The organism is Streptomyces sp. CB01881 (genome assembly GCF_002953255.1).
In the GTDB taxonomy this organism is placed as follows: domain Bacteria; phylum Actinomycetota; class Actinomycetes; order Streptomycetales; family Streptomycetaceae; genus Kitasatospora.
On the sequence record NZ_CP026498.1, the window covers coordinates 539,115 to 557,626 of the forward strand.

Annotated in this window: 21 protein-coding genes; 9 read left to right on the plus strand and 12 right to left on the minus strand. The window is 74.1% G+C overall.

Translation table 11 applies throughout. The features are described 5' to 3' along the window. Positions 1-40: 40 nt before the first annotated feature. Positions 41-1,600 carry an alpha/beta hydrolase gene (locus C2142_RS02570; protein WP_241002332.1) on the plus strand — a complete coding sequence of 520 codons (1,560 nt, stop codon included), beginning with the start codon at positions 41-43 and terminating at the stop codon, positions 1,598-1,600. Between the two features lie 133 nt (positions 1,601-1,733). On the opposite strand, the gene C2142_RS02575 is transcribed toward C2142_RS02570, so the two are convergent. After that, on the minus strand, positions 1,734-2,099 hold the full coding sequence (locus C2142_RS02575) for a hypothetical protein (RefSeq protein ID WP_148640875.1): 366 nt from the start codon (positions 2,097-2,099) through the stop codon (positions 1,734-1,736). Positions 2,100-2,343: 244 nt separating this feature from the next. Then, positions 2,344-3,207, minus strand: coding sequence for a helix-turn-helix transcriptional regulator (locus C2142_RS02580; RefSeq protein ID WP_148642138.1), 864 nt, complete (start codon positions 3,205-3,207; stop codon positions 2,344-2,346). 157 nt (positions 3,208-3,364) lie between these two features. Between C2142_RS02580 and C2142_RS02585 the strand changes: the two genes are divergently transcribed. Next, positions 3,365-4,219 (plus strand): NAD(P)-dependent oxidoreductase, encoded by an 855-nt coding sequence (locus C2142_RS02585; RefSeq protein ID WP_148640876.1) that lies wholly within the window; start codon positions 3,365-3,367, stop codon positions 4,217-4,219. 193 nt (positions 4,220-4,412) lie between these two features. Here C2142_RS02585 and fusA read toward each other — a convergent pair whose 3' ends face one another. Beyond that, positions 4,413-6,530, minus strand: a complete 2,118-nt coding sequence (gene fusA / locus C2142_RS02590) for an elongation factor G (RefSeq protein WP_148640877.1) — start codon at positions 6,528-6,530, stop codon at positions 4,413-4,415. Positions 6,531-6,992: 462 nt separating this feature from the next. Here fusA and C2142_RS02595 point away from each other — a divergent pair, with 462 nt between their 5' ends. Beyond that, positions 6,993-7,829 (plus strand): DUF1963 domain-containing protein, encoded by an 837-nt coding sequence (locus C2142_RS02595; protein WP_148640878.1) that lies wholly within the window; start codon positions 6,993-6,995, stop codon positions 7,827-7,829. Between the two features lie 48 nt (positions 7,830-7,877). Here the strand turns inward: C2142_RS02595 and C2142_RS02600 are convergent, their stop codons facing one another. The 4 genes from C2142_RS02600 to C2142_RS02615 are packed head-to-tail and all read right to left on the minus strand — an operon-like array spanning position 7,878 to position 9,965. After that, the gene (locus C2142_RS02600; RefSeq protein WP_148640879.1) at positions 7,878-8,381 is read right to left on the minus strand and encodes a GNAT family N-acetyltransferase; all 504 of its coding nucleotides are present in this window, start codon (positions 8,379-8,381) and stop codon (positions 7,878-7,880) included. Further along, positions 8,378-8,806 (minus strand): arsenate reductase ArsC, encoded by a 429-nt coding sequence (locus C2142_RS02605; RefSeq protein WP_148640880.1) that lies wholly within the window; start codon positions 8,804-8,806, stop codon positions 8,378-8,380. The genes C2142_RS02600 and C2142_RS02605 overlap by 4 nt, the downstream gene beginning before the upstream one ends. Before the next feature lie 20 nt (positions 8,807-8,826). Then, entirely contained in the window at positions 8,827-9,576 is a 750-nt protein-coding gene (locus tag C2142_RS02610; protein ID WP_148640881.1) for an MIP/aquaporin family protein, read from the minus strand. Continuing rightward, positions 9,573-9,965, minus strand: coding sequence for a metalloregulator ArsR/SmtB family transcription factor (locus C2142_RS02615; protein ID WP_148640882.1), 393 nt, complete (start codon positions 9,963-9,965; stop codon positions 9,573-9,575). The genes C2142_RS02610 and C2142_RS02615 overlap by 4 nt, the downstream gene beginning before the upstream one ends. An 87-nt stretch (positions 9,966-10,052) precedes the next feature. On the opposite strand from C2142_RS02615, the gene C2142_RS02620 reads away from it, so the two are divergent. From C2142_RS02620 to C2142_RS02630, 3 genes are all read left to right on the plus strand, one after another. Next, positions 10,053-10,562 (plus strand): ArsI/CadI family heavy metal resistance metalloenzyme, encoded by a 510-nt coding sequence (locus C2142_RS02620; RefSeq protein ID WP_148640883.1) that lies wholly within the window; start codon positions 10,053-10,055, stop codon positions 10,560-10,562. A 241-nt stretch (positions 10,563-10,803) separates the two neighbouring features. Then, on the plus strand, positions 10,804-11,685 hold the full coding sequence (locus C2142_RS02625; protein ID WP_148640884.1) for a hypothetical protein: 882 nt from the start codon (positions 10,804-10,806) through the stop codon (positions 11,683-11,685). Positions 11,686-11,724: 39 nt separating this feature from the next. After that, the gene (locus C2142_RS02630) at positions 11,725-12,369 is read left to right on the plus strand and encodes an AAA family ATPase (RefSeq protein ID WP_148640885.1); all 645 of its coding nucleotides are present in this window, start codon (positions 11,725-11,727) and stop codon (positions 12,367-12,369) included. A 226-nt stretch (positions 12,370-12,595) separates the two neighbouring features. Here C2142_RS02630 and C2142_RS02635 read toward each other — a convergent pair whose 3' ends face one another. Then, positions 12,596-13,429 carry an enoyl-CoA hydratase/isomerase family protein gene (locus tag C2142_RS02635; protein WP_148640886.1) on the minus strand — a complete coding sequence of 278 codons (834 nt, stop codon included), beginning with the start codon at positions 13,427-13,429 and terminating at the stop codon, positions 12,596-12,598. A 123-nt stretch (positions 13,430-13,552) separates the two neighbouring features. Here C2142_RS02635 and C2142_RS02640 point away from each other — a divergent pair, with 123 nt between their 5' ends. Continuing rightward, entirely contained in the window at positions 13,553-13,942 is a 390-nt protein-coding gene (locus C2142_RS02640; RefSeq protein ID WP_148640887.1) for a helix-turn-helix domain-containing protein, read from the plus strand. A gap of 235 nt (positions 13,943-14,177) precedes the next feature. Here the strand turns inward: C2142_RS02640 and C2142_RS02645 are convergent, their stop codons facing one another. After that, entirely contained in the window at positions 14,178-14,756 is a 579-nt protein-coding gene (locus tag C2142_RS02645) for a TetR/AcrR family transcriptional regulator (RefSeq protein WP_148640888.1), read from the minus strand. A gap of 67 nt (positions 14,757-14,823) precedes the next feature. Here C2142_RS02645 and C2142_RS02650 point away from each other — a divergent pair, with 67 nt between their 5' ends. Continuing rightward, positions 14,824-15,894, plus strand: a complete 1,071-nt coding sequence (locus tag C2142_RS02650; RefSeq protein WP_148640889.1) for an epoxide hydrolase family protein — start codon at positions 14,824-14,826, stop codon at positions 15,892-15,894. A 160-nt stretch (positions 15,895-16,054) separates the two neighbouring features. Here C2142_RS02650 and C2142_RS02655 read toward each other — a convergent pair whose 3' ends face one another. Next, on the minus strand, positions 16,055-16,459 hold the full coding sequence (locus tag C2142_RS02655; RefSeq protein WP_148640890.1) for a helix-turn-helix domain-containing protein: 405 nt from the start codon (positions 16,457-16,459) through the stop codon (positions 16,055-16,057). A 124-nt stretch (positions 16,460-16,583) separates the two neighbouring features. On the opposite strand from C2142_RS02655, the gene C2142_RS02660 reads away from it, so the two are divergent. Beyond that, positions 16,584-17,519 carry an NADP-dependent oxidoreductase gene (locus tag C2142_RS02660; protein ID WP_148640891.1) on the plus strand — a complete coding sequence of 312 codons (936 nt, stop codon included), beginning with the start codon at positions 16,584-16,586 and terminating at the stop codon, positions 17,517-17,519. Between the two features lie 94 nt (positions 17,520-17,613). Here the strand turns inward: C2142_RS02660 and C2142_RS02665 are convergent, their stop codons facing one another. Both C2142_RS02665 and C2142_RS02670 read right to left on the minus strand, forming a co-directional pair. Then, positions 17,614-17,877: a hypothetical protein gene (locus C2142_RS02665; protein ID WP_148640892.1), complete on the minus strand. Its 264-nt coding sequence runs from the start codon at positions 17,875-17,877 to the stop codon at positions 17,614-17,616. Between the two features lie 21 nt (positions 17,878-17,898). Next, positions 17,899-18,282, minus strand: coding sequence for a hypothetical protein (locus C2142_RS02670; protein ID WP_148640893.1), 384 nt, complete (start codon positions 18,280-18,282; stop codon positions 17,899-17,901). Positions 18,283-18,512 lie beyond the last annotated feature (230 nt).

Here is an 18,512-nt window from a genome sequence, read left to right on the forward strand (position 1 = left end):
CCTATCGATCACGCGGTTCCGGGTCGACATGATCAACGACGTGACCACGAATGCGACCCTCACCGCCCCGCCCGCCCGCGCCCGCCGACGCCGGACGCCCCTCGCCGCCCTGGCGGCCGTGCTGCTCGCCGCCGTCGCCCTGCCCGCCACCGCCGGGGCCGCCGGCGCCTCGGCCGCGCCCGCAGTCCCCGCCCGCTACGCCCAGCAGCACCTCGCCTGGCAGCCCTGCACCGAGGAGCCCTCGCTGGAGTGCGCCACCATGGCCGTCCCGCGCGACTGGCACCACCCGGCGGACGGCCCGGACGTCACCGTCGCGGTCTCCCGGCACCGCGTGGCCGACCCCGCCCAGCGGCGCGGCACGCTGCTGATGGCCGCCGGCGGCCCCGGCGGCACGGGCCTGCTGCGCCCGGCCGGTTTCGTCCACGACGCCCCGGCCCTCGGCGCCGCGTACGACGTGGTGGGCTTCGACCAGCGCGGGGTGGGCCACAGCACCCGGGCCGCCTGCCAGACCCCGGAGGAGTTCCAGGCCTTCTTCGCCGGGGACTTCCGCGACGACTCCCCCGCAGCCCGGGAGCGCGTCATCGCCAACTCCCGCAAGCTCGCGGCCGACTGCGAGGAACGCAGCGGCGGCCTGCTGCCCTACCTGACCACCGAGCAGACCGCCCGCGACCTCGACCTCTTCCGCGCCCTGCTCGGCGAGCGGCGGATCACCTACTACGGGCCGTCCTACGCCACCATGATCGGGGCGTACTACGCGACGCTCTTCCCCAACCGGGTCGAGCGGATGGTGCTGGACAGCAACATCGGCTTCGACGGCAGCTGGGAGCAGTTCCAGCTCGGCCAGCCGATGAGCTTCCAGCGCCGCTTCGAGGAGGACTTCCTGCCCTGGCTGGCGGCGCGCGACAGCACCTACCACTACGGCTCCACGCCTGCCGAGGTCAAGGCCCGCTGGGAGCAGCGGCGCGGCGCCCTGCACGACGCCCCGCTCGTCGACGGCACGCTCACCATCGGCCCCAACCAGCTGGACAACGGCTCCATCCAGGGCATCTACCGCATGAACAACGGCTTCTCACTGCTGGCCACCGCGCTGACCGCCCTGGAGGACTGGCCCGGCGCCGACCCGGCCGCCCGGACGACGGCACGACGGGTCTTCGGCGACTACCTCAGCCCGGAGTTCCTCGCCGAGTACTTCTCGGTGACCTGCAGCGACACCCCGTGGACCCGTGACCTCTCGGTCTGGACGGCCCGGGGTGCCGAGAACACCGCCCGCTGGCCGCTGGTGGGCGCCCGGACGCTGGCCTTCTCCGCCGTCTGCGCGGCCTGGCCGGCCCCGGCCGCGCCGAAGGTCCGGGTCACCGGCGCCGGGCTGCCGTCCGTCCTGATGCTCAACTCGGTGCACGACCCGGCCACGTACTACGAGGCCGCCCTCTCCGCCCACCGCGCGCTGCGCGGCTCCCGCCTGGTGACGGTCACCGGCAACGGTGACCACGGCCAGTACCCCGGCCCGAACACCTGCGTCCGCGAGGTCGTCGAGTCCTACCTGCTGGCCGGCCGGACACCCGCACGCGACCTCACCTTCCCCTCCCCGCAGGCGGGTTGACCGGGCGCTCGCCTCTCGGCCGCGGGTGAGCACGGCCGGATCCCCGATACCACCGCCCGCGGACGCGGCGTGGCCGCCGGACGGATCCGGCGGCCACGGGGCGGGGCGGGGCGAAGGGGTGGGTGTCAGCTACTCAGGGGCGGTCGAGGGTGATGGAGTTGACCGGGGTGAGGTCGGCCCAGACGCCGTTCTGGGCCGGCATGTCGTAGTTGCAGTTGGTGCCGTTGTAGCCGAGGCACAGGTGGGCGTGGGCGCCGCCGGACTGGTTGTTGAGGACCCAGTGCCAGCCGGTCTTGTTCTGCAGGTTGTGGGCGCCGTAGCTCCAGAAGACGTCGGTCGGCGGGGTGGAGGTGGGCGCGCCCTCGCCGTAGACGCAGACCGCCCCGTACGGGCAGCCGTCCCACGAGCCGTCGGCGGCCTGGGCCCCGGTGGCGCCCAGGGCGGTCACGGCGGCGGTCGCGAGGGCGAGCGCGGCGGCGGCGTGGATGATCTTGCGCATGGGTGGATCTCCCTCTGGTGTGGCTGATGTGGCTGCTCTGGCCAGTGATCAGCAGCGTAGGAGGGGTGCGGCGGCAGCGGTCCCTGACGGATGACAGGGTGACGTCCACGGGCCCGGCCGCGCGGCGTCGGGCCCGGCGGCCGGGCAGGCAGGCGGCCGACGGAGGCGGCAACGTCGGACTTCGGGCCTCGGACAGCAGCGGCGCCGGACAGCGGCGTCGGGCCCGGCCACCGGACGGCGGCGGTCACACGGGAACGTTCCCCGCCTCCGCGGCACCGAGGTCCTGCCGGCCGAGGACGCGCAGCAGTTCCAGCCGCTCCGCCGTCTCCGAACCCGGGTCGGCGGTGTACACCAGCAGCAGCTGGTCCCGCCCGCCGGTGGCCAGCACCTCGCAGTCGAGGTCGAGCCGGCCGACCACCGGGTGCAGGACCGTCTTGCGGCTGCTGCGCCGCACGGCGACCTCGTGCTGCTCCCAGTAGGCGGCGAACTCCTCGCCGGTGGCCCGCAGCCGCTTCAGCAGGGCGGCGAGGTGCGGGTCGCCGGGCCGGGCGGCGTGGGCCGCGCGGAGGTGGGCGACGTGGGCGCGGGCGAGGGCGTCGTGCTCCTCGGGCGGGAAGAGGGCGCGGGCGGCGGGGTCGGCGAACCAGCGGACCGTCACATTGCGCAGGTGAGACGCCCGGTCGGCCACGTCGCCGAGGAGCGCGGCGGCCATCGGGTTCTGGACGAGGACGTCGCCGACGTCCGAGACGACCTGGGCCGGGGTGTCGTGCAGGCGGTCCAGGATCAGCAGCAGGCCCGGGCGGATGTGGCTCAACGGGCTGTGGCGGCGCGGGGGTTCGTGGCCCGCGAGGTGAAAGAGGTGGTCGCGCTCGTCGTCGGTCAGGCGCAGCGCACGGGCGAGGGCGGCGGCCAGTTGCGGCGAGGGCTGCGGACCGCGCCCCTGCTCCAGCCTGGCGTAGTAGTCGACCGAGAGCCCGGCCAGTTGGGCGACCTCCTCTCGGCGCAGGCCCGGCGTGCGGCGCCTGGCGCCGGGCGGCAGGCCGACGTCGGCAGGGGTGAGGCGCGCACGGCGGCGGGTGAGGAAGTCGGCGAGGGCCGGTCGGTCGATCACGCGTTCCAGCATGGCGCACCGGCTGCCTTCTCAGCCAGGGACTGCCGATCCCTGGTTGAGGAGGTCTCTCCCGCCGCCGCGACGACCCCGGCAGAGTCGGTCCCGGCAGCCGGAGCGACCGGCCGCCGGACGGACGGGCGACGGGGAGTCGACGATGACGGTTTTTCTGGTGACCGGGGCGACGGGGCAGGTCGGGCGCAGGTTCGTGCCGCGGCTGGCGCAGTGGGCCGGTGCGGACTCGGTCCGGGTGCTGGTGCGGGACGAGGCGCGGGCAGCTTCGCTGGCCGCGCTCGGCGTGCGGGTGGTGGTCGGCGACCTGCGGGAGCGGGCGGACCGGGCCCGGGCGCTGGCCGGCGCGGAGGTGGTGGTCAACGTGGCCGCGGCGCTGCGCGGGGTGACGGACGAGGAGGCGTTCGCGGTGAACCGGGACGCGGCAGTGGAGCTGGGCCGGGAGGCGGCCGGGGCCGGTGTGCGCCGGTTCGTGCACACCAGCACCAATCTGGTCTACGGACGCGGGCTGGGCCGCCCCGCGGTGGAGGCCGACCGGCCGAACCCGGACGCCGCGTGGGGCGCCTACGCCGCGTCGAAGGCCGAGGCGGAGGCGGGGCTGCGGGAGCTGGGCGACCGGCTGCCGCTGGTCGTCGCCCGGCTGGCGTTCGTCTACGGCGAGGGCGACCCGCACCTGGCGGACTCGCTGCACTGGGCCGGCCGGTGGCCCTCGCACCAGCGGCTGCCCGTGGTCCATCACGCGGACGTGGCGCAGGCGCTGTGGCGCGCGGCGGTCACGCCCGGCGTGGAGGGCCGGACGTACAACGTCGGCGACGACGCGCCGGTGACCGCCTGGGACCTGCACGAGATCAACGGCGCGCCGCAGCCGGCGGGCGCGGGCGGGCACGACCCGGCCGACCCGTGGGAGGGACAGGTCTCGACCGCGGCGATCCGCCGGGAGCTGGGCTGGCGCCCGCTCTACCCGTCGGTGTGGACGGCCCGCGACGCCGGCGCGCTGTAGGCGGCGCCCCGGGTCCCGCCCGTCCTGCCTGTCCTGCCTGTCCCGCCCGCCATCCCGCCCGACGCCCGGCGCCCGCCGCCCGGCCTGCCGCCCGCCGCGCGCATGTCGAACCGCGTGCGGCAGACGGCACCGCGCCGACACCGCGCCGGGGGCGGGCTCCGCGCGAGCGGAACCCGCCCCCGGCCGTCGGTCGCTACCGCGGTGCCGGGGCGTAGCCGGCGGGCCGGGTGGTGAAGGTGCCCCGGCCCTGGGTACGGCTTCGCAACCTGGTCGCGTAGCCGAAGAGTTCGGCCAGCGGCACGGTCGCCGACACCACCGCGGTGCCGGCCCTCGGCGCCGAGCCCTGAACCCTGCCGCGGCGGGCGGCGAGGTCGCCGAGCACGCCGCCCACCGCGTCCTCGGGCACGCTCACCGTCACCTCGGCGACGGGCTCCAGGAGCAGCGGGCCGCACTTGCGCAGCGCCTCGCGCAGGGCGAGCCGCCCGGCGGTACGGAACGCCAGGTCCGAGGAGTCCTTGGGGTGGGTGGCCCCGTCGGTCAGCGTGACGAGCACGCCGGTGACGGGGTGGCCGGCCAGCGGGCCCTCGGCGAGCGCGTCCCGGCAGCCGGCCTCGACCGCCTGGACGAACTCCTTCGGCACCCGCCCGCCGGTGACGGTGGAACGGAACTCGAAGCCCTCGGCCACGTCACCGTCCAGCGGCGCCACGTCGAGCACGAGGTGGGCGAACTGGCCGGCGCCGCCCTCCTGTTTGACGTGCCGGTACACCAGGCCGCGAACACCGTCGGCGATGGTCTCCCGGTAGGCGACCTGCGGCCGCCCGACGGCGACCTCCAGCCCGTGGGCCCGGCGGATCTTCTCCACCGCGACCTCCAGGTGCAGTTCACCCATGCCGGACAGCACCCGCTGGCCGGTCTCCGGGTCGGTGCGGACCACCAGCGACGGGTCCTCCTCGGCGAGCCGGGCCAGCGCCGTGGCGAGCCGGTCGGTGTCGGTGGCGCGCCGGGCCTCGACCGCGACGGTGACGACCGGGTCGGCCGCGACGGTCGGCTCCAGGACCACCGGCGCGGAGGGCGCGCAGAGCGTGGCGCCCGCCCGGGCCGCCTTGGCGCCGACCACCGCGACGATGTCCCCGGCCACCGCCGAACCGGTCTCCGCGTGCCGGTCGGCCTGCACCCGGAGGATCCGGGCGATCCGCTCGGTGCGTCCCGTGCCGGCGTCCAGCACCGTGTCCCCCTTCCGCAGTGTTCCGGAGTAGACGCGCAGATAGGTGAGCCGGCCGGTGGCGGTGGCGTTCACCTTGAAGACCAGCGCCGCGAACGGCCCGGCCGGGTCGGCGGCCCGCTCGACCTCCGCACCGCCGGCCGCGCCGCGCACGGCGGGTACGTCCAGCGGCGAGGGCAGGTACGCCACCACGGCCTCCAGCAGCGGTTCGATGCCCCGGTTGCGGTAGGCCGAGCCGCAGAGCACGACCACGGCCTCGCCGGTACGGGTGAGGTCGCGCAGGGCGGCGGCCAGCGTGCCGGGGGTCAGCGACCCGCGGTCGCAGTACTCCTCCAGCGCGCCGGGATGGAGTGCGGCCACCGCCTCCTCCAGCACCCGGCGACGCCGCTCGGCCTCCTCCCGCAGCTCCTCGGGCACCGCGCCCTCCTGGTACGCGTCCGGGCCGGGCCGGTCCGCCCAGGTCAGGGCGCGCATCGTCAGCAGGTCGACCACACCGGTGAAGCCGTCCTCCCGCCCGATCGGCAACTGGACGGCCAGCGGGGCCGGGTGCAGCCGTTCGCGGATGGAGGCGACCGCCGCGTCCAGGTCGGCGCCCGCGCGGTCGAGCTTGTTGACGAAGGCGATCCGCGGCACACCGTGCCGGTCGGCCTGCCGCCAGACCGACTCGCTCTGCGGCTCGACGCCCGCGACGGCGTCGAACACCGCCACCGCCCCGTCGAGCACCCGCAGCGAGCGCTCGACCTCGTCGGCGAAGTCGATGTGGCCCGGGGTGTCGATCAGGTTGATCCGGTGGCCGTCCCACGCGCAGCTGACGGCCGCGGCGAAGATGGTGATGCCGCGGTCCCGCTCCTGCGGGTCGAAGTCGGTGACGGTGGTGCCGTCGTGGACCTCGCCGCGCTTGTGGGTCTCGCCGGTCAGGAAGAGGATCCGCTCGGTGACGGTGGTCTTGCCCGCGTCCACGTGGGCGAGGATGCCGAGGTTGCGGACCGTGGCGGTGGTCTGCACGGCGGTGCTCTGCACGGCGGTGCTCTGGGCGGCCGTGGTCTGGGCAGTGCTGGTCTGGACGGTGGTGGCGAGGTCGGTGCGCATGGCCCGGTGCCTTTCGGGGTGTTCCGGAAAAGGGCGGCGCGATTGCGGCGACGGAACAGCCTCGGCATGGGTCCGGAGAACACACGGCCGGCCGAATCCGCTCCCGTGCCCAGGTCAACTGGGCCAGGAGGGCGGGTGTTTCAGGTGTTCGTCGCAGTCATCCGATGCCGGCCGCGCAGCGGGCACCGGACGCACGAGGACACCAGGATCACCTCGTACCGCGAGGAGGGAACGACGACAGCGGTGCGGTAGCGCACGACTGACCCTCCCTCGACTCGTCACGGTGGCGCCGCCCCCGGAACGGCGGCGGCGTACGGCTGCGACCCGAGTCTAGGAAACCCGCCCCGTCCCGGTCACCGGGTTTTCCGGGCTCCGGCCGCCGGCCCCGGACGAGGGAGCCCGCACCGGCCGTGTGCTGGCCCCGCCGCCGTCGGCAGGACGCCGCTTCGTAGAGTGGCGCGCATGATGCGCCCGAACCCTGTGACCGCCCACGACGAACGGACGCTCCGCCGGTTGATCGGCGAGGCCGGACTCGCCCCGTGGGAAGGCGAGTTGACGGGGGTGGCCGAGCACGGAATCGCCCTGGGGCCGCGGCCGGACGGGTTCGGGGGGCCGGAGCCGTTCTCCCGCTGCGGCGGTGTCCCGGCCGTTCCGCCCGGCTTCGTCTGGCCGCGCTCCGGGTCCGGTCCGGATGAGCTGCCGGACTGCTTCGTCGCCCAGATCGACCTGGCGGAGGTCGCCCGGGAGGACGCCAACGGGCTGCTGCCGCCCCGCGGCCTGCTCTACTTCTTCTTCCCCGGCCACGACGGCTTCGCCGGCCGTGACCCGGTGACCGTCCGCTTCCACCCGGACCGGTCCGCCGCCGACACCGCGCCCTACGACGTGGCCGCCGACACCGCGTTCGCCGATCCCACCGCCGGATGGGGCGCCCCGCCATGGGAGTTCACCGGCCCGCCGGCCGCGCTGTACGCCGCCGGCAAGGCGATGCCGGCACAGGTCGAACGGTTCCACGACGAGCCGCTCCTCGACCTCCCCGACGAGGCCGCGGACCGGCTGGCCGCACTGGGCTCCGCCGCCCTCGACGTCGCCCCGGAGCACGGCGCGTACATGGTGCTGCTCGGCCCCGACCGGGAGACGGACCAGTACGTGGTCCCGCCACACGGCGCCGGGCCGGACCGGATCCTGCTCGACGCCGGAGTACCGGACTTCACCGGGTGCCCGCTCTACTACGTCATCCGCGACGAGGACCTGGCCGCCGCCGACTTCAGCAGGGTCGAGGCCGTCACCGTCCAGCGGTGACGAATCGTCCGGGGCACCCGGAACCGCGAGTGCCCCGGCCACTGCTGCTCAGGTCACGACGGGGCTGCGGCGTTCGAGGAGGACGACGTCGCGCCAGCGGCCGTGGTGCCTGCCGATCCGCTCACGAGTCCCGACCACCCGGAATCCCGCCTTCGCGTGGAGACCGAGACTGGCGGCGTTCTCGGGGAAGACGCCGGACTGGACGGTCCAGATTCCGGCGGCGTCGGTGGAGGCCAGCAGCGCCCCCAGGAGGGCCAGGCCGACACCCCCGCCCCGGGCGTCGGGACGGACGTAGACGGAGTGCTCGACCACCCCGGCGTACGCGCACCGGCCCGACACCGGGACGACGGCGGCCCAGCCCAGCACGCGACCGGCGCCGCCGACGGCGACCAGGCGGTGTTCCGGGAGGCGGGAGGCGTCGAACGCCTCCCAGGCCGGCGCGGTGGTCTCGAAGGTGGCGTCGCCGCCGTCGATCCCGGCCTGGTAGATCGCCAGCACCTGATCGGCGTGCCCGGGGAGCATCGCGGTGACGGTCATGCCGGTGGTGGTCATGCGGCGGCCTCGATGCCGAGCTCGGCGAGCAGGCCTCGGACGTGCTGCTCGATCCGGTCGCGGATCGGGCGGACGGCGTCGACGCCGTGGCCGGCCGGGTCGTCGAGCTTCCAGTCCAGGTACCGCTTGCCGGGGAAGTAGGGGCAGGCGTCGCCGCAGCCCATCGTGATCACCACGTCGGACGCCTGCACCGCCTCCGTGGTGAGTACCTTCGGGACCTCGGCGGAGATGTCGATCCCGACCTCGTTCATGGCCTCGACCACGGCGGGGTTCACGGTGTCGGCGGGGGCGGAGCCGGCCGAGCGGACCTCGACCCTGCCCCGGCCGAGGTGGGCGAGGAAGGCGGCGGCCATCTGGGAGCGGCCGGCGTTGTGGACGCAGACGAACAGCGCGGACGGGACGGCGGGAGAGCTCACGGGTTTCATCCTTCGGGGGCGGACGGGCGTCAGTGACCGGAGGCGGCCGGGTGGTGCCCGCCGTGCGGGACCACGACGTTCTCGGCGGCAGCTGCAGCGGGGTGGCCGAACAGCGCGGTGACCAGGGCGAGACCGACGGCCAGGCCGACGAGCTGGGCGGCGACGAACGGCAGCACCGAGGCGGGGGCGATGCCCGCGAAGGTGTTGGTGAAGGTGCGGCCGATCGTCACGGCGGGGTTGGCGAAGCTGGTGCTGGAGGTGAACCAGTACGCGGCGCCGATGTAGCAGGCGACCCCGACCGGGGCGAAGTGCGCGCGGCCGGTGCGGACCAGGCCGAAGATCAGCAGGACCAGGCCGGCGGTTGCCACGACCTCGCCCACCCACAGGTGCGGGGCCGAACGGTCGTGGGTGGACCAGTGCACCAGCGGCTCGGCGAACATCGCGTCCGCCAGCACCGCCCCGCCGATCGCCCCGGCGATCTGCGCGGGCACGTAGGCGGCGACCTCGCGGGGGCTCAGGCCCTCGCCGGTGCGGCGGCCGGTCCACCAGGCGGCCAGGGTGACCACGGGGTTGAAGTGGGCGCCGGAGACCGGGCCGAGCAGGGCGATCAGCACGCCGAGGCCGAACACCGTGGCCAGGGAGTTGGCCAGCAGCTGTACGCCCACGTCCTGGGAGAGCCTGGTGGCCTGGATGCCGGAGCCGACCACGGCGGCGACCAGCGCGCCGGTGCCGACGAACTCGGCCGCCGTCCGGCGCCCGAGCGGAGCTGTCTGCGTCATCTCGCCGCCTCCGCGGTCACGGCGGCGGTGCCGGCCGGGGTCTGGAGCAGGGAGGACAGCTTGGCCAGCGCGGCGGGCAGCACCCAGTAGTAGACCCAGGTCCCGCGCCGCTCGGAGCCGACCAGGCCGGCCTCGCGCAGCACCTTCAGATGGTGGGAGATGGTCGGCTGGGACACGTCGAACGGGCCGGTGAGGTCGCAGACGCAGGCCTCGCCGCCCTCGTGCGAGGCGATCAGCGACAGCAGCCGTAGCCGCACCGGGTCCGACAGGGCCTTGAACATCCTCGCCAGGTCAACGGCGGCGTCCTCCCCGAGTGGCTCACGGACCATCGGCGAGCAGCACGCCACCGCGTCCTCCTGGCCGAGCACCGGCAGTTCCAGATTCGACATACGTCTATGTTGACAGTCATCTATTCGGAGAGGCAAGCTCGCTGTATCGACAGACGTCGATACAAGACCCGGATCGGGGAGACCGCCATGTCCCGTGTTCAGCTCGCCCTGCGTGTCGCCGACCTCGAAGGCTCCGTCGCCTTCTACTCCCGGCTCTTCGGTACCGAGCCCGCCAAGCGGCGCCCCGGCTACGCCAACTTCGCCGTCACCGAGCCCCCGCTCAAGCTCGTCCTCATCGAGGGCGAGACCGGCGAGGACACCCACCTCGACCACCTCGGCGTCGAGGTCGAGACCACCGAGCAGGTCGCTGCCGCCACCACCCGCCTCAAGGACGCGGGCCTGGCCACCTTCGAGGAGAACGACACCTCCTGCTGCTACGCGCTGCAGGACAAGGTGTGGGTGCACGGCCCCGGCAAGGAGCCCTGGGAGGTCTACGTCGTGAAGGCCGACGCCGACACCCTCGGAAAGAGCGCCGACAGCGCGCCGGAGGCCTGCTGCGGCACCACCGCCTGCTGCACGCCGGACGAGGAAGCCCTCGACCCCACCCGGACCCCGGCCGGGACGAAGGCCGCCGCCGGCTGCGCGTGCGGCGCCTGACAGAGATACGGCGCCTGACAGAGATACGAAGCGGCCCGGACCGCGGAGATCGTCCTCGGGCCGGCACCCGGTGCACCCGGTCCTCGCGGCGTTCGGCGCTGCGGCCGTCAAGGGCTGGAGCCGGTCGGAGGACGCGCGCAGGGCGTCCGGACGGGGCACGCGGTGGCGCCGGCGACCGCGCGCCGGCGGTCCCGGATCCGCCGAACTTCAGTTCGCCCGCGGTGATCGCTAGTGTGCCCCGGTGAACAGCAGTGACAACCTCCCCGTCCAGGACAGCCCCACGCCGCAGAAGCCGGTGTGGCCGCGTAACCTGGCGCTCTCGCTCGCCGCGGCCGCCGCCGCGTTCGGCGTGATGAAGACGATCGACCCCGCCGAGGGCGGCACGGGCCGCGCCGCGGCCGCACCGTCCCCGGCCTCCGCCTCCCCCGCCGCCCGCCCGGCGGTGCCGCTGGACCAGGCGTTCCCCGCACAGGTGAAGGGCCCCTCCGGCGCGGTGTACACCAGGGTGACCGCGAAGGCGCTCGACTCCTGCGCCCCCGAGGGCTCCGTCGGCCCCCTGCTGAGCGAACTGGTCAGGAAGAGCAAGGGCTGCGTCGGCCACCAGACCGCGCTCTACACGGACGCCCAGAACAACCGGTTCAGCCTCTCCGTCCTCACCATGCAGGACCCCAGGGACACCGCCCACCTGCTCGCCCAGCTCTCCATGGCCTTCGGCGACCAGCAGGTGTCCCCCCAGACCCCGCCGCCGGGCTGGGGGCTGCCGGCGCTGCCCGCCGGCAGCGGGACGGTCCAGGCGTTCAGCGGCATCGGGCGCGCGATGGTGGTGGGCCTCGGCCAGTGGTCGGACGGGCGGACGGCCGACCTCCAGAAGCTCACCGACCGGCTCAGCCCCCTGCTGGACGGTGTCACCGACAAGGTCGCCGCCCACGAGGCGCCGCCGACGGCCGGCACGGCCTCTGCCGCCCCATCGGCCACCCACCCCGCCGGCCCGTCGGCCACCCCGTCGGCCGGCAAGTCGGCAAACCCGTCGACCACCGCGTCGGCCACCAGGCCGGCCACCTCCTCGGGCCCCTCGGGCAGCCCGTCGGCCGGCCCGTCGGCCACCAAGCACCCGGGGGCCTGACCCGGTGATTCCGGCCGTTCCCCGCGATACGGTCCGTCCGTGACGGAGAACGGTTGGGACATCGTGTTGCTCGGCGGGGCGTCGGGCGTCGGCAAGAGCCGGGCGGCCGCGCGACTGGCCGGGGCGTCTGGCGCGTTCGTGGTGGAGTTCGACGACGTGGTCAGCGCCGTCCAGGAGACCACCACGGCCGCCCAGCACCCGCAGCTCCACCTCTTCGCGGGCCTGCCCGACCCCGACGGCCTCCCCGCCGCGCAGGTGCTGGAGCTCCAGATCGCCACCGCCCGCGCCCTGGAGCCCGCGATGCTGGGCGTCGTGCGCAACCGGCTCACGGTCGACGTGCCCGCGGTGGTCGAGGGCGACTACCTCACCCCGGCCGCCGCCGCGCTGGCCGTCGAGGCCGGACGGGTGGCCGGGCGCAGCGTCCGGGCGGTGTTCCTGCACGAGCCGGACGCGGCCCGGATCACCGCCAACTACGCCGCGCGCGAGCCGGGGCCCTCCGCCCAGGCGCAGCGGGCCGAGGTCAGCTCCCGCTACTCGCACTGGCTCGCCGGACAGGCCCGCCGGCTCGCCCTCCCAGTGGTGGCCTGCCGCCCCTGGGACACGCTCGACGTGCGGTTGGGCGAGGCCCTGCGAACGGATTCGCCGGCCTCGGCAGGCTCGCGGCGCGCATCCGCCAACACCTGAACCGGCGCGGCATCCGTGCCGTCGTCCCGCAAGCCGCGGGGCCTGGCGACACGCCGGCGCAACGCGGCGGCAGCCCGTGTCCGGGGCGGGGTGCCGTCGTCCGGGATGACCCAGCGGAACGAGGCGACGTGACGGTCGGCCACGTTGACATCCGATGAGGTGGGCAAGCCACACGCCGTCGCAGTCGACAGGACGCCGGCGAGGACGTGTGGCCCTCGTCCGGGTCCTATCCTGCCAGTCCCCGGAGCAGGCCCTCCAGATCGCGCTCGCCGTCGCTGGTCTGGGCACCGTGAGCCAGTCCGCCGCGGATCAGACGCTCGGCCGCGGGGCGACCGACCTGGCCCGCCCAGGCGTCGTGCTCCCGCAGGAGACCCTCGGCCAGGTCCTCGGGGACGATGGCGCGCTTGGCCGCCGCGATCACACCCTCGGGCAAGGCTGCGATGTTGCGGGCGAGGCGGTCAACGATGTCGTCGAGTTCGTCGGCAGGGACGGCCCGGTTCACCCATCCGTAGCGCTCTGCGGTTTCGGCGTCGTACAGATCGGCACCCAGCACCGCCTCCAGGGCGCGATTGCGGCCGACCCGGCCGGCGAGGTACTGCGTGCCCCCTCCACCCGGGACGATGCCCATGAGAGCTTCGATCTGGCCGATCCCGGCGCGACCGATCGCCGCGAACGCCATGTCTGCGGCCGTGACGAACTCTGCCCCTCCTCCGCGCGCCGTCCCGGCGAGCTTGACGATGGTTACCTGGGGCTGGTGCCGAAGCAGCTCCCCGAGAGCCTGGAAGACGTTGACGCCGTCCGGAAGGTCGGCCGCGAGCCTGTCGAAGGCGTCTGGCGTGTCGACGAGCGACATGTCGACGTGGGCTATGAAGAACTCCGGATCGGCGCTGTCGAACACGATCACCCGGACCGAGTCGTCGTCCTTCAGCGCGGTCAGCAGGTGCCGGAGGTCGGCCATCAGGGCGACGTTCAGCACGTTGACGGGCGGGTTGTCGAGGGTGACGCGGGCGATGCCGTCTTCGCGACTCACCCGCAGGGTTGCGTAGGCGTCGTGGTTCATGGAGGTCTCCGATCGGTACCTGGTAGACATCTAGGTTCCTGATGCATACTCACAGTGCGACGGTGGGTGACCGGCCGTCAATAACGCACTTTCGGCATCGCAAGGATCGCGGAGGATACCGACATGGCCACTTCTGAAACCGGCGCCGCCGCCGGCATCGACATCGTCTACCGGTCCGACTGCCCCAGCCGCCCGATCCTCGACCAGATCGCCGACAAGTGGTCGATGATGGTGATGGCAGTCCTTGAGAAGCCCACACGGTTCAACGAGATCAAGCGCCGCCTTGAGGGTGTGACCCAGCGGGTCCTGACCCAGACCCTGCGCCGCCTGGAGCGCAACGGGATGGTCGTGCGCCGCGTGCTGCCAACCTCGCCGGTCGGGGTCGAGTACTCCCTCACCCCGCTCGGCGAATCCCTGCGGGAGCCGTTCGGCCGGCTGTACGACTGGACGGTCGACAACGCGGACGAAATCCGGGCGCACCAAATGGACTATGACCAACGCGTTCAGAGCTGAGAAGGCGTCCCCGGGAACCCCCTCGTCCTCGTACTGCAACGGTGCCTGCGGGCCCAGCAGCTCGAAAGGGGGCCGGACCAGCTCGAACACCAGACCTGATACCGCTGACCGTGCCCGAAATCCGCCGACCGGTCACCCGACTCGCCCGGCCCGTCCGCCGCAGCATCGACCACGTCCTGCGCTGGTCCCGCCGGCGCCGCCACCGGGCCCGGATCAGCCACTACCGCGATGCGCGTTACGGCGCGTCCACGAGCCGTTGGATGGTGTCGGCGATCCAGCGTTCGAGCTCCTCGCTGTCGCCGAGGTCGTCGCGCAGCACGCGCAGCCGCGCGGAGATCCCGAGGACGAAGACGTCGACTGCCCGGGCGCGGGCGTGGGCTTCCTCCTCGGTCATCCCGTAGCGCAGCAGCAACTGCCGCAGCGGCTCCAGTGATTCCCGGTCGAGGAACGTCGACAGGGCTTCGGCGGCCTCGCCGCGTTCGCCCGCGGCGCGCAGCAGGACGAGGAGCGGGTCCTCGCCCTCCATACCGGTCCACCGGTCGACGATGCCCCGGGCCATCCGGTGGCCGAGGGAGTGCCGCGGGCCGTCGAACCTGCGGTCGAGTTCGAGGCGGACTTCGGTGGCGGCGACGAAGAGCCCGTCCTTGCCGCCGAAGTAGCGGGTGATGAGGTTGGGCGACACTTCTGCGGACGCGGCGATGGCGCGGACCGTCGTGCGGGCGAATCCGGTGCGCGCGAACTCGCGTCGTGCGGCGGTGAGGATCCGCTCACGGGTCAGCGAGGCGTCCTTGAGTCGTGGCGTCGCGGTTTCCATGCCGTCAGGGTATCGGCACCCCGCCGCGATGTATACGCATGAACACATGATGTGTATGGTTGTACACATGACGCTGCCGTTCAGCCCCGTGACCGATTCCGCTCTGGATGACCTGCACCGACGCCTCGCCGCGACGCGCAGGCCGCTCCTTGCCCGGGCGGCCGGGTGGGAACGGGGCGCGGACGCGGACTTCCTCGCCCGCCTGCTCGATTCCTGGCGCGAGCGCTACGACTGGCGGGCCCACGAGGCCCGTATCCTCGACCTGCCCTGGGAGACCGTCGGCTCCGGCGACCGCGCCCTCCACCTCGTGCACCAGCGCGCCGCCGCCGACGCCCCTGTGGTGGTTCTGCTGCACGGCTGGCCCGACTCGGTGCTCCGCTTCGAGCGGGTGCTCCCCCTGCTCGAAGACCTGAACGTGGTCGTACCCGCCCTTCCGGGCTTCCCGTTCTCGCACGAGTCGGCACGGCCCGGGATGACGACCACTGCGATGGCGTCGCTGGTGACCGACGCGACCCGGGCGCTCGGATACGGGCGGTACGTCGTCTCCGGCGGCGATGTCGGCGCGGACGTCGCCGAGCAGCTCGCCGCGATGCACCCGGACCGGGTCGCGGCCCTGCACCTGACGAACGTCTCTCCACTGCACGCGGTCTTCGCGGACCGCTCCGCCCTGGGCGCGGAGGAGCTCGCCTACCTCGACACCGCGGCCGCGTGGCAGCGCGCCGAAGGGGGGTACATCGCACAGCAGTCCACCAAACCGCACACGCTCGCGCCCGCGCTGGCGGATTCGCCGGCCGGACTGGGGGCCTGGATCTGCGAGAAGCTGTGGAGCTGGTCCCACATCCCGTTCGAGGAGGAGGTCCTGCTCACCTGGATCAGCGTCTACTGGTTCACGAACACGATCGGAACGTCGTTCACGCCGTACGCCGAGGTCGCGCCGCCGGTGCCGTATGTGGCGACGCCGACCGTCCTCAGCGCCTTCTCGCACGACACCAAGCCCGCACCCCGCTGCTTCGCCTCCCGCTTCGTCAACGTCCGGGAGTTCATCGAGCACGAGAACGGAGGCCACTTCGCGGCCTGGGAGCAGCCGCTGCACTACGCGGAGGATCTCCGCCGGGCCGTGGGACTCGCGGATTGGTAGCCCGCGGACAGCGGCCCGAGTACCGCCTGCGGTTCCGGGAGACCGGGGCGCACCGTTGCAGCATGAGGGCGGTCCGGGCCGACGTCGGCCGACCGCGGTGCGGCGTACGGCGGGGCCGGGCCCTCCGCCTCCCCCGAGCAGCGGGCTGACGACCCGTCGGTCAGTCTTCCCGGGCGTCGTCGTAGGCCTCGCGGGCGGCCAGCACCTCGGGCATGTTCTGCTCGGCCCACGCCTTGATCGACTGCATCAGCGGGAGCAGGCCCGTCCCGAGCGGGGTGAGCGCGTAGTCGACCCGGGCCGGTACCGAGGGCGTGACGGTCCGGGTGAGCAGGCCGTCGCGTTCGAGGGCCCGGAGGGTCTGGGTGAGCATCTTCTCGCTCACGCCGGCCAGGCGCCGGCGCAGGTCGCTGTAGCGCAGGGGACCGTCGGCGAGGGCGTTGACGACCAGGCTGACCCACTTGTCGCCGATCCGGTCGAGCAGTTGCCGGGCCGGGCACTCGGCGAGGTACGCGTCGAAGCCGGCGCGCTCGGCCGCGCGGCGCTGGGCGGCGGTCGTGGTGGCCATGGGCTCTCCTCCCCGTACGGTACGCACTTTCCGGTGCGTGCTTCCCCGTGGAGAGCAACTCTCCTTAGTTTGGGAGCCGTTCGCAACCTCCGGTTCTGCCGACCCCAACTCCGAGGAGCGCGCCATGCGTGCCGTTGTCGTTCGTACCTTCGCCGGCCCCGAAGCCCTGGAGCTGGTGGACGTGCCCGTGCCCGAGGCCGGCCCCGGTCAGGTCCGGGTGCGGGTGGAGGCTGCCGGGGTCAACCCGGTGGACGCGGTGACCCGGGCCGGGGTCCTGGCGCAGGCGGGGCTGATGCCGCCGCGCGAGGTGGTCGGGATCGGCTGGGACGTGGCCGGCGTGGTCGACCGGGTCGGGCCCGGGGTGGCCGGATTCGCCCCCGGCGAGCGGGTGATCGGCCTGCGCGACCGGCTGGACGCCCCGCTGGGCTCCTACGCCGAGTACCTGGTGCTGGACGCCTCCGTGCTGGCCCCGGCACCGGCGGGGGTGCCGGCCGTGGAGGCGGCGACGCTGCCGCTGAACGGGCTGACCGCCGTCCAGGCACTGGACCTGCTCGGCCTGCCGGCCGGTGCCACCCTGCTGGTGACCGGTGCGGCGGGCGCGGTGGGCGGCTTCGCGGTCGAGCTGGCGGTGTTGCGCGGACTGCGGGTCGTGGCACTGGCGGGCGAGGAGGACGAGGCGCTGGTACGGGAGTTGGGTGCCGAGTGGTTCGTCCCGCGCGGCACCGCCGATCCGGCCGCCGCCGTCCGGTCCCTCGTCCCGGGCGGCGTGGACGGCGCACTGGACGCGGCCCTGCTGGGTGTCGTCGCACTCGGCGCCGTCCGGAACCGGGGGGCCTTCGTCGCCGTCTCCGGGGGCGCACCGGTGGGCCTGCGGGGCATCCGGGTGACCAACGTCTGGATCGCCGCCGACGGCCGCGCGCTCGCCGGCTTGTCCGACCTGGCCGCCCGGCGCCGCCTCACCCTGCGGGTGGCCGACGCCCTCCCGCTGGAACAGGCCGCCGAGGCGCACCGGCGGCTCGACCGGGGCGGCCTGCGCGGGCGGCTGGTCCTCGTCCCCTGAGCCTGCGTGCCACCCATGGGACCGGGGTCCACCACCTCGACCCGGGCCGCCCGTACCTCAGGTGCACCGCCACCCGAGCTGTTCACGCACCGGACTAGCGGCGCCCGGAGCGCTGTTGGCGGAGCCAGGCCACGGCGGCGACCAGGCCGACGGCGCCGCCCGCGCAGAGCTTGACGGCGCCCTTGGCAAGCAGCCAGCCGAGACCGGGGAAGGTCCAGCCCAGCCAGTGGAAGACGGCCAGCATCACCGCCACCGCCCCCACCGCCGCCAGCACGGTGACCGCCACCATGGCCCCGGTGGACAGCTCGCGCTCCTCCGAAGCCGTTTCCGCCGTTTCGTTCGTGCCCCCAGAATCCATGAAGGGCATCCTAACCCGGCGTCAGCGAGGTGCGTGGTGGGTATCGCCGGTGTGCTCGCCGGTCTCGTGGTCGGGGAAGCTGACGGCCAGGGTGACGCGGTACTCGAAGACGTCGTCGCGGTGGCCGGGGACGCGGGCCCAGGCCAGCGAGTGCACCTCGGCCTCGGGCGCCTGCCGGCACCAGGCGGCGGCCTCCTCCAGCGCCCTGGCCGCCGAACGGCCGGTGCAGACCACGGCGGTGTAGGCGGCGACCGCGATGTCGCCGCAGCTGCGGCCGGCCCGCGAGACCGCCCGGACCGCGGCCGCGGCATGGGTGAGGTCGCGGGCGAGGTCGTCGACCACGCGGGGCGGCGCCGGCAGGAGGGCCGGGCCCTCCGCCACGGTCTCCGGCAGGTTCGTGCTCACTGTCTGGGCCTCCGTCCGCCTGGTCACGGGATCCACCTGGATCGGGGTCCGCCTGAAAAGGGTCCGCCTGGTCACAGGGTGCGCCTGGTCACGGGCCCAAGGATGCCGGGCCGCCGTTCCTGGCATGACCACTTTCACCGGAACATCACCCGTCCGTGGAGCGGATGGTGTAGAAGACGACGCCTTCGGGCGCGCCCTGGTAAGGGACGGCCGATGCATCGGGCCAGGTC